Origin of the sequence: Mycobacterium sp. (genome assembly GCF_035314905.1) — a bacterium.
GTDB lineage: Bacteria > Actinomycetota > Actinomycetes > Mycobacteriales > Mycobacteriaceae > Mycobacterium.
On sequence record NZ_DATFYW010000057.1, the window covers coordinates 1 to 13257 of the forward strand.

Consider the following 13257-nt stretch of genomic DNA (forward strand, 5'->3'; position numbering starts at 1 on the left):
CAGCATGCGTGAGCATCAAATCGGCATAACGCTCTATTGCGCCTTGGGAACTGGCTGCCGATCAGGGGCCGAATTTCGCCGCTGTCTGCGGGTGGCCACAATTCCCAGTTCTCATGAGGACCACCCTCGACCGCCTATCCACAGCGGCGGCTCCTGGCCGTTGTACATGCTCTTGGGCCGCGATCGCTGTCTGCGCAGCAGTCGATCGGCGTGGTGCTCGGCCACGTCCTACAGGTACTCGACGTCGTCGCTGGTCCACGGGTGCTGGCCGGTCCCGTCCAACCACCACCTCGGTTCACCGTCCTGCTCGTAGCGGGTTATCCGGTAGCGCCAGGCGACGTGCCTGCCCTTGTCGTCAACCTGCCAGTCCAGCAGCCGCGGGCGGAGGGCCTCGGGCGTCGGCTGGATGAGTTCCCAGGGGTGGGTTATCCGGATCTCGATAAACGGGCCACCCATGGGTTAACCCTACCAGGGCGCTGGCTTATGTTAGTGGTTCTACCTGCGAAGATGGTGTCTTTCTGATCATGCCGTTGAGTCTCTTCCGGGCCGGAAACCCCGCCGGTTCAACCTGGAAACGCGACCGGCGAGGTTGGTGTACTTTGCTGCCGAAAACTGCGAAGGTTCTGCGCAGGTGTGCAAGGCAAAACCACAGCTAACAGCCTTGACTGCCCGATCCTCCGGGTGCCTGGATGCCTCCCCGAGGGCGTATCTATCCTGTGTCACTTGGAACGGCCAATCCGGCCAAGGGCGTGGAAAACCTGCCGCGCAAGACGGCACGCCGTCACGTCTACCTGTCCGCCGATGACGTGCACCGGCTGGCCGACGAGTCCGGCCAGCATCGGGCGCTCGTGCTAGTGCTGGCCTACTGCGGCGTGCGGTGGGGCGAAGCGGTCGCTTTGCGTGTGCGTGATGTCGAGTTCCTGCGGCGGCGGCTGTCGGTGTCGGAGAACGCGGTACAGCTCAGCGTGAACCACGCCGTCGGTCCGACAAAGGGCCGCAAGGCCCGCTCGGTGCCGGTCCCCGCGTTCGTGCTTGATGAGCTGTCGGTGCAATGTCAAGGCAAGGCTCCCAGCGACCTCGTGTTCCCCGCAGGAGACGGCCGGTACCTGCCCCGGCCGAAGTCGTCGGCCGGGTGGTTCGCCTCAGCGGTCAGGAAAGCCAAGGTCCAGAAGATCACACCCCACGATCTGCGGCACACGTGCGCGTCGCTGGCGGTCTCTGCCGGGGTGAATGTGTTGGCGCTTCAGCGCATGCTCGGGCACGTGTCGGCGAAGGTCACCCTCGACACCTATGCGGATCTGTTCGACGACGATCTGGACGCGGTCGCGGTCACTCTGGATCGCCGGTATTCACGTGAAAGTGTGGCCAAAATGTGGCCACGGGGAGTATCCGACGGTTGCTAGCAAACACAGAAATCGGCATCTAGCTGCATAAACAGGGTTGCAGCTTTGGCGGTGGCGGAGGGATTTGAACCCTCGGACGGGGGTTACCCGTCACACGCTTTCGAGGCGTGCTCCTTAGGCCGCTCGGACACGCCACCGCGAAGCAGCTTACCGGGCCGTCGGTCGTCTATTCACCGTGCCCGTTGACGCGCGAAGAAGCCCTCCACCGGCGCGGCGCATTCGTCGGCCAGCACCCCGCCGCGCACCTCGGGCCGGTGCGTCAGGCGCCGGTCGCGGACCACATCCCACAGCGAACCGACGGCACCCGTCTTCGGCTCCCACGCCCCGAACACCAGCCGCCTCACCCGCGCCAGCACCAACGCGCCCGCGCACATCGTGCACGGCTCGATCGTGACAGCCAGCGTGGTTCCCTCGAGCCGCCAGCCATCGCCCAGCGCCCGCGCGGCTGCCCGCAGCGCAAGGATCTCGGCGTGCGCTGTCGGGTCGCCCAGCGCTTCGCGCTGATTGGCCGCACGGGCCAGCTCGGTACCGTCGGGGGCGAAGACCACGGCGCCGATCGGCACGTCCAGGGGCCCGGCAGTGGCGGCTGCGGCGAGCGCGACGCGGATGAGGTCGTCGTCTCCCATCACCGATCGAGACGGTCGAGCACCGCCGACAGCTCGTCGGCGAAGCCCATCCGCGCCGCGATCATGCCCAGTTGCTCGTCGGCATACAGATCCGTCTCATCCAGGATCACCCCCAGCACCGCCTCGGGCAGACCGACATCGGCCAGCAATCCGAGGTCGCCCTCCTCGAACGGCTCGGCGCCGTCCAGCTCGTCGTACCCGATGTCGGCGTCGAGCTTGTCCAGCGCCTCGGCGGCGATGTCGTAGTCCAGGGCCGCGGTCGCGTCCGACAGCAGAAGCCGCGTGCCCGACGGCGCCGGACGGACGATGATGAAGAACTCGTCGTCCACATCGAGAAGCCCGAAAACCGCTCCGGCGCTTCGCAATTCACGCAGCTCTGTCTCCGCTGCGGCCAGGCTGGTCAGGGACAGGGCGCGCATCGGCGAACACCGCCACGTGCCTTCCTCCCGGACCACGGCCACACCGAAGCCGTCCGGGCTGTCCGCACCCTGGTCCCGCGCCGCTGCCCGCTGTGGTCCCATGGGCCGATACGGTAGTCCCTGACCAGGGGCCTTGACCACTATCTGAGCGCGAGTGCCCCATGCAGGTGTGCCAATCTTGACCCGTGGCCAAGACACCCGTTTGCGTGCTCGGTCTGGGACTCATCGGTGGGTCGGTCCTGCGGGCCGCCGCCGCGGCCGGCCGCGAGGTCTTCGGCTACAACCGGTCAGTGGAGGGCGTGCAGGCCGCCCGATTCGACGGTTTCGATGCCACCACCCACCTCGACGAGGCGCTGGGGCTGGCCGCGGAGCGTGGGGCGCTGATCGTGCTGGCCGTTCCCGCCACGGCACTGCCCATCCTGCTGAGCTACGTCAGCGACACGGCGCCCGACTGCGTGCTCACCGACGTTACGAGCGTCAAATCCGCAGTCCTGCAGGAGGTCCAGGAGGTCGGCCTGCTGCGCAACTTCGTCGGCGGACACCCGATGGCCGGCACCACCCATTCGGGCTGGGCGGCGGGCAACGCCCGCCTGTTCATGGGGTCGCCGTGGGTGGTTTGCGTCGACGGGCACGTCGAACCGAACGTGTGGATGACGGTCGCACGGCTGGCCCTGGACTGCGGCGCCGTCGTGGTGCCTGCCCGCTCCGACGAGCACGACGCGGCCGCGGCGGCCATCTCACACCTGCCGCATCTGGTCGCCGAAGCCATCGCGGTCATCGCCTCCGAAGTCCCGCTGGCGTTCGCGCTGGCCGCGGGCTCGTTCCGGGACGCCACGCGGGTCGCGGCCACGACGCCGGAGCTTGTGCGGGCGATGTGTGAGACCAACGCCCCGCAGGTGTTGCCGCTGCTCGACCGCGCCATCGAATTGCTCAGCCACGCGCGTGAGACGCTCTCTGAGAACGAATCGGTCGCCGAACTGGTCGACGACGGACACGCCGCAAGAACCCGCTACGACGGGTTTCCCCGCCACGAGATCGTCGGCATCACGATCGGCGAGGAAAGCTGGCGCGAGGAACTGGCCGCGGAGGGCCGTGCCGGCGGCGTGATCAGAACCGTTCCGCCAGGCCCGGATAGTCGAGGATGAACCCGCTGTCGTCGACGCTGACCGTGGTGTCGGCCACCGGTGAGTGCAGCTTGATGCCGTCGGAGCCGCTGGTGTAGGTGATCGTCGCCGGGTTCACCGACAGCTCGGGCAGCATCACGTACACCACCGGCACCGAGACACAGTCGTGCCGTTTATAGATCCCGGTGCGCCGCAGCGGCAGCGCGTTGAAGAACGGACTGAACACAACGTCGACATCCAGGGCGCCGCTGAACGCGGCCCGCGCGGACACGCCCTGGTGGCCGGACACCGACCACATGTTCTCCTCGTCGCGCGCGATCGACAGCTGGCGATCACGCTCGGCCAGCGTCAGGCTCAGCGACAAGCGTCTCGTCGCACCCGCGTCGTCCGTAACGAGGTCGTAGGACGCGCTGAACGCGGGATGGGCGTCGGTAGCACCCGACACGATCCGGCCGTAGGCCTTGATCCGGTTGCCGGACAGCTGCACTCGTGCGGATTCCATGCGCGGTACGTCGTGGCCACGCCAGGTCAGAATCGCCGGCCAGCCATGCTCTGTCTCGTTCGGGCTCGCACTCACCTGTCTACCGTAAGCGACGCGTCGACTTGCGCGCCGCCGGTACGGGAAGTGGGTGCGAACAAAGACCCGGCGGCAACAGAAGCGACGTCGTCGACCAACGGCTGCGGCACCCGGCGCAACCGTCCCGTGCCCGGCACCGAGGCCCACACCGCGAACGCGAGGACACCGTCGAGCAGCAGCGCCAGCGCCGTGACCATCAACGCCCCGACGAGCGCGATGTAGAACTGGCGCACCCTGATGCCGTCGATCAGATACCGGCCGAGGCCGCCGAGGCTGGCGTAGGCGGCGACCGTCGCGGTCGCCACAACCTGAAGCGTGGCGGTGCGCAATCCGCCCAAGATCAACGGCAGCGCGTTGGGCAGTTCGACCCTGAACAGCACCCTCGTTTCGGTCATGCCCATCGACCGGGCAGCGTCGACAACGGCCGGGTCGACGTTGGCGATTCCGGCGTAGGTGCCGGCCAGCAGGGGCGGGATGCCGAGCAGCATCAGCGCCACCGTCGGCGGCACCAACCCCAGCCCCCACAGCAGCACACCGAGCAAGAGCACACCCAACGTCGGCAGCGCGCGCAGTGCGTTGACTCCGGTGACCACGACGAAGGTGCCGCGACCGGTGTGGCCGATGATCAGCCCGATCGGGACAGCAATCAACGCCGCGACCGCCACCGCGATCACGGTGTACTGCAGGTGCTCCACGATCCGGGCGCCCAGCCCCGCCCTGCCACCCCAGTTGGCCGCGGTGAAGATGTACGACAACGCCTGTTGAAGGAAGTTCACCGGGCCCCCGCCCGAACCCACGGTGTCGCCATCCGCCCGACGACCATGATCAGCGTGTCGACGACGACCGCGAGCACGAAAATCGCGATGATGCCCGCGATGATCTGATCGCTCTTGTCAGCCTGATAACCCTCGGTGAACCAGGTGCCCAGGCCACCGATACCGATCACCGAACCCACCGACACCATCGAGATGTTCGTCACGGCCACCACGCGAAGGCTCGCGACGAGAACCGGAATCGACAGAGGCAGTTCGACTTTGAGTATCCGGATCAGCGGACGGTAGCCGACCGCCGTCGCCGCGTCGCGCACCTGCGCAGGCACCGCGTCCAGCGCCTCCGGCACGGCCCGCACCAGCAGCGCGGTGGTGTAGAGGCTGAGAGCGACGATCACGTTGGCCTCGTCGAGGATGCGGGTCGGAATGAGAAGGGGCAGCACGACGAACAACGCCAGCGACGGGATCGTGAAGACGATGCTCGCGGTCACGGTGGTCAGCCGCCGCAGCACTGTCGTGCGCTGCACCAGCGCACCCACCGGCACGGCGACCAGCAGGCCGACCACCACCGGGATCAGCGACAGCCGCAGGTGAATGACCGTCAGGGCCCACGCGGTGTCGAGGTGGGTCAGCAGGTATCGCACGGCTCAGGCCCGCTGCTGCGTCTCGAGCGCGCCCAGCACGTCGCCGGCGCGCACGCCGCCGATCACCGAGCCGGCGGCGTCGACCGCGACCCCGATGCCCGACGGCGACGACAGCGCGGCATCCAGCGCTTGACGCAAGGTGCCCTCCGGCCGGAAAAGGGACCCGCCGGCGATGACGCTCTCGTTGAGGCCGCCGCCGTCCCGATGCCGGCGCACCCCGGCGGCGTCGATCCACCCGAACGGCGACCCGCCGGACCCGCAGACCAACACCCACTCGCCGTCGGACAGGTTCAGCGCGTCGACCTCGGATTCCGTCACGCGTGGGATCTCGTGCAGCGGCAAGCCGGTGGCGTGGAAGAACTGCAGCCGCCGATAGCCACGGTCGGCGCCGATGAATCCGGCGACGAAGTCGTTGGCCGGGTTGGACAACAGCCGCGCCGGCTCGTCGTACTGCTGCAGGGCGCCGCCGGGCCCGAACACGGCGACCTTGTCGCCGAGCTTGACGGCCTCGTCGATGTCGTGCGTGACGAACACGATCGTCTTGCGCAGTTCGCCTTGCAGCCGCAGCATCTCGGCCTGTAGTTCCTCGCGCACCACCGGGTCCACGGCGCTGAACGGCTCGTCCATCAACAGGATCGGCGGGTCGGCGGCCAATGCGCGGGCCACGCCGACGCGCTGCTGCTGGCCGCCCGACAACTGGGCCGGATAACGGGTGGCCAGCTTCGGGTCCAGACCGACACGTTCGAGCACTTCGAGTGCCGTCTTGCGGGCCGCGCGCCGCGACTGGCCTTTGAGCACCGGAACCGTGGCGACGTTGTCGACGACACGCTGATGCGGCATCAGCCCCGCGCTTTGGATCACGTACCCGATGCCGAGGCGCAACTTGACCGGGTTGACCTTGGTCACGTCGGCACCGTCGACGGTCAGGGTGCCCGACGTCGGCTCGATCATCCGGTTGATCATGCGCATCGACGTGGTCTTGCCGCACCCGGACGGGCCGACGAACACCGCGAGCGTCCCCGACGGAATCTGAAGGGTCAGGTCGTCGACGGCGACGGTGCCGTCGGGATACCGCTTGGTGACACGGTCGAAGCTGATCACCACCCGCTCACTTCACCATCGGCTGGTTGAATCCGTTGTCCTGCACCCATTTCCGAGCTGCTTGGTCAGGGTCTACCCCTGAATTGCCGGACACCGCGGCGTTGAGGCTGGTCAGCGCGGCGGTGGTCAGCCTGGCAGAGACGGCGTCGAGCACGGTCTTCAACGCATCGGACTTCTTCTGCGAATTCACCAGCGGGACCACGTTGCCGGCCAGGAAGTTGTTCTTCGGGTCGTCAAGGATGACGAGGTTGTTCTGCGGGATGGCCGGGGAGGTGCTGAATATGTTGGCGGCGGTGACCGTGCCGCCGACGAGGGCGCGGACCGTCGCCGGGCCGCCGCCGTCGCTGATCGCGACGAAGTTCGCCGGGCTGATGTCGAGGCCGTAGTTCCTCGTCAAGCCCGGCAGGCCGGCCGGTCGGGTCAGAAACTCCGACGGCGCCGCGAACTTCACCTCCGCGGAGTGCGGAGCCAGGTCGGCAATGGTCTTGAGGTTCCATTTCCTCGCCGTGTCGGCGGTGACCGTGACGGTGTCGGTGTCGGATGACGGCGACGGCGTCAGGATCGACAGGTCGCCGGGCAACTCGCGAAGCAGCGCGAGTTCAACCGCGTCGGGGGTGGTCACCGTCGCGTTGGGGTCGAAGTAGAGCAGCAGGTTGCCGATGTAGTCGGGTACCAGGTCGATCGAGTGGTCCTTCAGCGCCGGAATGTAGGTTTCGCGGCTCCCGATGCCGAGTTGACGACCTACGTTGAACCCGTTGGCCTGCAACGATTGCGCATAGATCTCGGCGAGGATCTTCGACTCGGGGAAGTCGCCGGAGCCGACGACGATCGACTTCAGGTCGGACGATCCGGCACCGCCGCCCAGCGGGTTGGAGCTTCCGCACGCGACGGCGGTGAGGGTGAAAACGGTGGCGAGCGCCGCCACCCCCCACCCGCGCATGCCCACCTCCGTGACCCTAGCGGCCCGTACGGTGTTTGACACTCGACATCCACGGGCAAAGATGAAGGCATGACCAGTGACCCGCAGGTGCCGCCCGAGCAGCCCTCGACTCCGGCGGAGGCCGCGCCGGTCCCCGCCCCGCCGGCCAAGTCGGCCGTCCCGTTCACCCGAGTGGCGGCCGCCTGGTGGGCGTTGGCCGTCGGGCTGCTGATCCTGATCGTGCTGCTGGTGTTCATCGCGCAGAACACCGACTCGATCACCATCCGGTTCCTCGCCTGGCAGTGGAGTTCTCCGAAGGGCATCTCGTTCCTGATGGCGGCGGTGGGGGGCGCGCTGATCACGGTGCTGGCCGGCACGGCCCGCATGGTTCAGATGCGCCGGGCGGCGAAGAAGAACCTCAAGGCCCATTTAGGCCACGCACACGAAGCGAATTGATGGCGCCGGCCCGCGTATGCGGGGTCAGGACGCCCTCAGCGCCCGGAGCCCGGCGCTGATCAGCGGCGCGACGGTCTGACCGACCTGGTCGGAAGACTCCACCTCATCGTCAGCGCCGGCCATGCGCCGGCGGAAATCGATCCCCGCCGCGATGATGGCCAGTTTGAAGTAGGCCAGCGACATGTAGAACGGCCAGTGCGCGAGGCGCTGCCCCGACATCTCCGAATACCGTTGCGCCAGTTCGTCGGCGGTCGGCAGCAGCGGTGACGTCCACGCTGCGGGCATATTGACGATCAGATCCATCGACGGATCGCGGTAAACGCACATCAGCGCGGCGTCGCTGAGCGGATCACCCAGGGTCGACATCTCCCAGTCCAGCACCGCCCGCACCACCGACGCGTCGTGGGCGTCCAGGATCGTGTTGTCGATGCGGTAGTCGCCGTGCACGATCGACGCCCGGCTTTGCGGCGGGATCGCATCCGCGAGAGCGGAATGAAGGCGGCGCACGTCGGCATCACGCGGGTCGTCGTCAAGCTTCACCAGATCCCACTGGCCGCCCCAGCGCCGGACCTGCCGTTCGAGATAGCCGTCGGGTCTGCCGAAATCCGCCAGTCCGACCTCCGCGGGGTCGATCCCGTGCAGGTCGGCCAGCACGCGGATGAGGCCGTCCACGCAGCCCTCAATGACGTCGCGGCCGCCGAGCGCTCTCAGCTCGTCCGCGCCGCGGATCACGCGGCCCGGCACATACTCGACCATCGCGAACGGCGCGCCCAGCACGGTGTCGTCCTCGCACAGCGTGACCGCCCGGGCCACCGGCACCGCGGTGTCCCCCAGCGCGGCCACCACGCGGTATTCGCGGGCCACATCGTGCGCCGACGGGGTCAGCCCGTGCAGTGGCGGCCTGCGCAACACCCATTTCGACGCGTCGTCGCTGACGAGGAACGTCAGATTCGAGCGGCCGCCCGCGATCAGCTCGGCGCGCAGATCTCCGCTGCGGTCCACCCCGACCGCACGCAGCTGCCGGTCCAACGCGGCGAGGTCGAGCCCGGCCAGGCTATCGATTGTCACCGACCCTGTATACAGCTCACCGCCGGTTCCTGGGCAGCAGGTCCCACACGTGGTCCGTGCCGTTGACCGCCACCACCGTCGCGCGGCCCGATCGCGAGTACAGCAACCGCGTCACCGACGCATAGTCGACGGGGAACGACAGCAGCCGCGCGGTGCCGAGGATCTCGTGCAGAACCAGGTTGATCACGCCGCCGTGGCTGACCACCGCGACGGTGGCGCCGTGACCGGCCGCCGCGACCACATCGGCGACGGCCGCCGCCACCCGCGCGCGGAATGCGTTCTCGTCGACCCCGCTGGGCAGGTGCCCGTCGGCCATGCGCGCCCATTCCTGCGGGTTCTCGGTCCTGATGTGCTCGATCGGAATGTAGGTGGCCAGATCCCGGTCGTATTCGGCCAGCCGGTCGTCGACGTCGACGGCCAGCCCGAGCGCGTCGGCCACCGGCAGAGCGGTCTGGCGGGCCCGCCGCTGCGGACTGCTGATCACCCGTGAGACCGGATAGCGCTTCAACGCCTCCGGCAGCCGTCGCGCCTGCTCGAGGCCGGCCGCCGAGAGCTCGGGATCCGATCCCTCGCCGGCGGCGCTGCGCAGCGGCAGCGCGTGACGGATGAGCAGGAGTTGCATGTTCGGATCCTTCGTCGCCGGGCGCAGTGCCACGATAGAGCCCGGGCGGGCGTTCGCCTGCCCGGTGTGAGGAGTGCTCTCTGAAATGGGTTATGCCGACGAGTTGTTCGACCTGACGGACCGGGTCGTGTTGATCACCGGGGGCAGCCGCGGGCTGGGCCGCGAGATGGCGTTCGCCGTCGCCCGGTGCGGCGCCGACGTGATCGTCGCCAGCCGCAAGTTCGAAGCTTGCGTTGCCACCGCGGAGGAGATCGAACGGGAGACGGGTCGCTCCGCGATGCCGTACCAGGTTCACGTCGGCCGGTGGGACGAGCTGGCCGGCCTGGTGGACGCCGCATACGACCGGTTCGGCAAGGTGGACACGTTGATCAACAACGCCGGGATGTCACCGACGTACGGGTCGCTGACGTCGGTGACCGAGAAGCTGTTCGACGCGGTGGTCAGCCTCAACCTCAAGGGCCCGTTCCGGCTCTCAGCGCTCGTCGGCGAGCGGATGGTCGCCGCGGGACGCGGCTCGATCGTCAACGTCAGCTCGAGCGGATCGCTGCGCCCGGCGCCCGACATGCTTCCCTACGCGGCGGCGAAGGCGGGCCTCAACGCGCTGACGGAGGGTCTGGCCAAGGCGTACGGGCCGACGGTGCGGGTCAACACCTTGATGGCCGGGCCGTTTCTGACCGACATCAGCAGGGCCTGGAATCTCGACCAGGCGACCGAAAAACCGTTCGGTCACCTGGCGCTGCAGCGCGCCGGGGAGCCATCCGAGATCGTCGGCGCCGCGCTGTTTCTGGCCTCCGACGCGTCGTGCTTCACGACGGGTTCGGTACTTCGTGCCGACGGCGGCCTGCCGTAGCCGCGAGTCCGCGGAACGCCGTCGCGGTGCCGAGGCCGTAGACGAGGTGCGCGCTCAGGTCTTCCCACAGCGTCCTCGGGCCGTACTTCCACGGCGGCTGGTACAGCTTGGCCGGCACGAGCACCGCGTATGACTGCACCCAGACCGCGGCACCGAACGCCGGCGCATGCCACCAGCGGGGGCGGGTCAGCGAGCCGCTCACCAACCCGAAGACGGCGCCCCAACCCACTCCGGTGGCCCAGTGCATGACGTTGTTGGTGAGCCGGGCCCGCTGCGGCGGCAGCTCGCGGTGAAGAGTCCCCTCAACGAGGCGCCTGCCGAACCGGGCCGGGGCCGGGGCATTGTCCCAATTGTCGAGACCGGCCGAGGTTTCCCAATCCACGAAACCGCCGCTTCCGCCGCCACGCCGGTATCTGGCGTACCAGAGCAGATCCATCGCGGCGGTGCCGACCGCACCGGCCAACGCGCCGCGGACAACCGCGCCGACCGGGGTCATGCGGACACGCCTGATCACCTGCCACAGCCTACGGCTACGGGGTGATGATGTTGAAGTTCGGATCCCCCAGGTCCAGTACGGCGAGAATCGTCGGCAGCGTGTCGGGATCGCCGCTGAGCTGCAGTCCGGGCGAGTCACGGTCACCGGCGGCGAGCGCAAGCAACCGCAGCTTGTTGTCGAGCGTGATCGTCGCGGTGGCGGTTGACGAGTCCGCCGGCATCTTGCGGTACACGAGCACACCGTTGCGCAGCGTCAGCCGGTAGTTGGTGTCGATGTCGCGAAACGTCACGTCGAGCCCGAGGTCGAGATCCCACGCTTCGGGCCCGTTCACGCTGATCGCCAAGCTGTCGAACATCTGCTCGGGGCTGAGCTGGGAGAGCACCGAAGGCGACGCCGCCTGGGTCGCGGTGCCGAAGTTCCCGTCCCGGAGTTCCGTCGCGCCGGAGAGGAAGAAGTTGCGCCACGTCGCGTTCTCGGCGCCGTAGGCCAACTGCTCCAAGGTGTCCGCATACAGCGCCCTGGCTGCCGGGTGCTCCGGGTCAGTGAACACGGCATGGTCGAGAAGTGTTGCCGCCCAGCGGAAGTCGCCCCCGTTGAACGCCTTCTGGGCGATCTCGACGACCCGGTCGATTCCGCCGATCGCGTCGACGTAACGGTTGGCCAGCTGCTCGGGGGGGTGGGGCCACAGCCGCGCCGGGTTGCCGTCGAACCAGCCCATGTAGCGCTGGTAGATCGCCTTGACGTTGTGGCTGACCGATCCGTAGTAGCCGTGCGTGTGCCAGGCCCGCTCCAGCGCCGGCGGCATCTGGAACTGCTCGGCGATCTCCGCCCCGGTGAAGCCCTTGTTCAGCAGCCTCAGCGTCTGGTCGTGCAGGTAGGCGTACAGGTCGCGCTGGGTGGACAGGAATTCGATGATGCGCTCGCGGCCCCACGTCGGCCAATGGTGCGACGCGAACGCGACGTCCGAGCGGTCAGCGAAACTGTCGATCGCCTCGGTAAGGTAGCCGGCCCAGCCGTGCGGGTCGCGTACCAGCGCGCCGCGCAACGTCAGCAGGTTGTGCAGGTTGTGGGTGGCGTTCTCGGCCATGCAGAGCGCACGGTAGCGCGGGAAATAGAAATGCATCTCGGCGGGCGCTTCGGTGCCGGGCGCCATCTGGAACTCGATCTCGACGCCGTCGATGGTGTGCTTCTCGCCGGTTTCGCGGATGATCACGGTCGGGTTGATGACCGCAACCTCTCCGGTCGACGGCGTCTGCCCCAGCCCGGAGCCGACCTGCCCCTGCGGTCCTCGCGCCAGCAGCGTGCCGTACATGTACGTCGCGCGCCGCGTCATCGCCGTGCCCGCGTAGACGTTCTCCTGCACGGCGTGTTCTATGAAGCCCTCCGGAGCCAGCACGCTGACCCGGCCCTCGTCGACGTCGGCCTGGGAAGTGACGCCGAGTACACCGCCGAAGTGGTCGACGTGGCTGTGGGTGTAGATCACCGAGACGACCTTGCGGTCGCCGCGATGGGCGCGGTACAGCTCGAGCGCCGCTGCGGCCACCTCCGTGGAGACCAACGGATCGATGACGATGACGGCGTTGTCGGTTTCGATGAAGCTGATGTTGGAGATGTCAAACCCGCGGACCTGGTAGATGCCCGGGACCACCTCGTAGAGTCCCTGCTTGGCCGCCAGCCTGGCCTGCCGCCACAGGCTCGGATGCACCGAGGTCGGCGACTCCCCGGTCAGGAACGCATAACTGTCGTTGTCCCACACCACCCGGCCGTCGGCGGCACGGATCACGCACGGGTGCCTGGCCGCGATGAAGCCACGGTCGGCGTCGTCGAAATCTCTGGTGTCGTCGAATGGCAGCGACCCCAGATGTTCTTTGTGCGCCTGCTCGATTGCGGCAGTAGGCGGTTTCTGCGTCATGTGCCCGACAGTGCCACCGCAGAACGGCTTTCACAGCCGAACGCGCAAGGTGTGGCGCACTAATTCACGCAGTATTCGCACTAGCATCGGTGCCGTGAGCTTCTTCGAGGTTGTCGAGATCGTCGGCAAGGCGGTCGACGCGACCGGCGTCGTCGTGATCGTCGGCGGCGCGCTGCTGGCGGCCGCGGCGATCGTGACGCGCCGTCGTCAACCGGACGACACCCCGTACGAATCGTTCCGCAAGCAACTCGGCCGCTCCATCCTGCTGGG

The 13257-nt window shown here is 68.0% G+C and carries 15 protein-coding genes, 1 tRNA gene and 1 pseudogene; 4 read left to right on the forward strand and 13 right to left on the reverse strand.

Going from position 1 to position 13257, the window contains the following annotated elements; genetic code table 11:
* Positions 1-228: 228 nt before the first annotated feature.
* Complete coding sequence (locus VKG81_RS04515; RefSeq protein WP_324390116.1) at positions 229-456, reverse strand: hypothetical protein; 228 nt, start codon at positions 454-456, stop codon at positions 229-231.
* A gap of 278 nt (positions 457-734) precedes the next feature.
* Here VKG81_RS04515 and VKG81_RS04520 point away from each other — a divergent pair.
* Positions 735-1403, forward strand: a pseudogene (locus VKG81_RS04520) (tyrosine-type recombinase/integrase); the annotation flags it as partial.
* 46 nt (positions 1404-1449) lie between these two features.
* On the opposite strand, the gene VKG81_RS04525 reads toward VKG81_RS04520, so the two are convergent.
* From VKG81_RS04525 to VKG81_RS04535, 3 genes are all read right to left on the reverse strand, one after another.
* Positions 1450-1540: transfer RNA gene (locus tag VKG81_RS04525), tRNA-Ser, on the reverse strand.
* 33 nt (positions 1541-1573) lie between these two features.
* On the reverse strand, positions 1574-2029 hold the full coding sequence (locus VKG81_RS04530; protein WP_414685157.1) for a nucleoside deaminase: 456 nt from the start codon (positions 2027-2029) through the stop codon (positions 1574-1576).
* Positions 2029-2550 (reverse strand): tRNA adenosine deaminase-associated protein, encoded by a 522-nt coding sequence (locus VKG81_RS04535; protein ID WP_324390120.1) that lies wholly within the window; start codon positions 2548-2550, stop codon positions 2029-2031. The genes VKG81_RS04530 and VKG81_RS04535 overlap by 1 nt, the downstream gene beginning before the upstream one ends.
* An 83-nt stretch (positions 2551-2633) precedes the next feature.
* On the opposite strand from VKG81_RS04535, the gene VKG81_RS04540 reads away from it, so the two are divergent.
* A complete protein-coding gene (locus tag VKG81_RS04540) occupies positions 2634-3593 on the forward strand; it encodes a prephenate dehydrogenase (RefSeq protein WP_324390121.1) in 960 nt (319 codons plus the stop codon).
* Here VKG81_RS04540 and VKG81_RS04545 read toward each other — a convergent pair.
* The 5 genes from VKG81_RS04545 to VKG81_RS04565 are packed head-to-tail and all read right to left on the reverse strand — an operon-like array spanning position 3556 to position 7604.
* Complete coding sequence (locus VKG81_RS04545; protein WP_324390123.1) at positions 3556-4149, reverse strand: putative glycolipid-binding domain-containing protein; 594 nt, start codon at positions 4147-4149, stop codon at positions 3556-3558. The two genes, VKG81_RS04540 and VKG81_RS04545, sit on opposite strands and share 38 nt — an antisense overlap.
* Positions 4146-4925 (reverse strand): ABC transporter permease, encoded by a 780-nt coding sequence (locus VKG81_RS04550; RefSeq protein WP_324390141.1) that lies wholly within the window; start codon positions 4923-4925, stop codon positions 4146-4148. The genes VKG81_RS04545 and VKG81_RS04550 overlap by 4 nt, the downstream gene beginning before the upstream one ends.
* Positions 4922-5563, reverse strand: a complete 642-nt coding sequence (locus tag VKG81_RS04555; protein WP_324390125.1) for an ABC transporter permease — start codon at positions 5561-5563, stop codon at positions 4922-4924. Before VKG81_RS04555 ends, VKG81_RS04550 begins: the two co-directional genes overlap by 4 nt.
* A 3-nt stretch (positions 5564-5566) precedes the next feature.
* Positions 5567-6664 carry an ABC transporter ATP-binding protein gene (locus VKG81_RS04560; protein ID WP_324390127.1) on the reverse strand — a complete coding sequence of 366 codons (1098 nt, stop codon included), beginning with the start codon at positions 6662-6664 and terminating at the stop codon, positions 5567-5569.
* A gap of 7 nt (positions 6665-6671) precedes the next feature.
* On the reverse strand, positions 6672-7604 hold the full coding sequence (locus VKG81_RS04565) for an ABC transporter substrate-binding protein (RefSeq protein ID WP_324390143.1): 933 nt from the start codon (positions 7602-7604) through the stop codon (positions 6672-6674).
* 69 nt (positions 7605-7673) lie between these two features.
* On the opposite strand from VKG81_RS04565, the gene VKG81_RS04570 reads away from it, so the two are divergent.
* A complete protein-coding gene (locus VKG81_RS04570; RefSeq protein ID WP_324390129.1) occupies positions 7674-8039 on the forward strand; it encodes a LapA family protein in 366 nt (121 codons plus the stop codon).
* 24 nt (positions 8040-8063) lie between these two features.
* Here the strand turns inward: VKG81_RS04570 and VKG81_RS04575 are convergent, their stop codons facing one another.
* Together VKG81_RS04575 and VKG81_RS04580 are read right to left on the reverse strand one after the other, a co-directional pair.
* Positions 8064-9101, reverse strand: a complete 1038-nt coding sequence (locus tag VKG81_RS04575; protein WP_414685158.1) for a phosphotransferase family protein — start codon at positions 9099-9101, stop codon at positions 8064-8066.
* Between the two features lie 22 nt (positions 9102-9123).
* Positions 9124-9729 (reverse strand): histidine phosphatase family protein, encoded by a 606-nt coding sequence (locus tag VKG81_RS04580; RefSeq protein ID WP_324390133.1) that lies wholly within the window; start codon positions 9727-9729, stop codon positions 9124-9126.
* 85 nt (positions 9730-9814) lie between these two features.
* Between VKG81_RS04580 and VKG81_RS04585 the strand changes: the two genes are divergently transcribed.
* Positions 9815-10579: an SDR family oxidoreductase gene (locus VKG81_RS04585; protein WP_324390135.1), complete on the forward strand. Its 765-nt coding sequence runs from the start codon at positions 9815-9817 to the stop codon at positions 10577-10579.
* Here VKG81_RS04585 and VKG81_RS04590 read toward each other — a convergent pair.
* Together VKG81_RS04590 and VKG81_RS04595 are read right to left on the reverse strand one after the other, a co-directional pair.
* Entirely contained in the window at positions 10536-11093 is a 558-nt protein-coding gene (locus VKG81_RS04590; protein ID WP_324390137.1) for a hypothetical protein, read from the reverse strand. The genes VKG81_RS04585 and VKG81_RS04590 overlap by 44 nt on opposite strands.
* Before the next feature lie 16 nt (positions 11094-11109).
* The gene (locus VKG81_RS04595) at positions 11110-12987 is read right to left on the reverse strand and encodes an alkyl/aryl-sulfatase (protein ID WP_324390139.1); all 1878 of its coding nucleotides are present in this window, start codon (positions 12985-12987) and stop codon (positions 11110-11112) included.
* Positions 12988-13257: the final 270 nt, after the last annotated feature.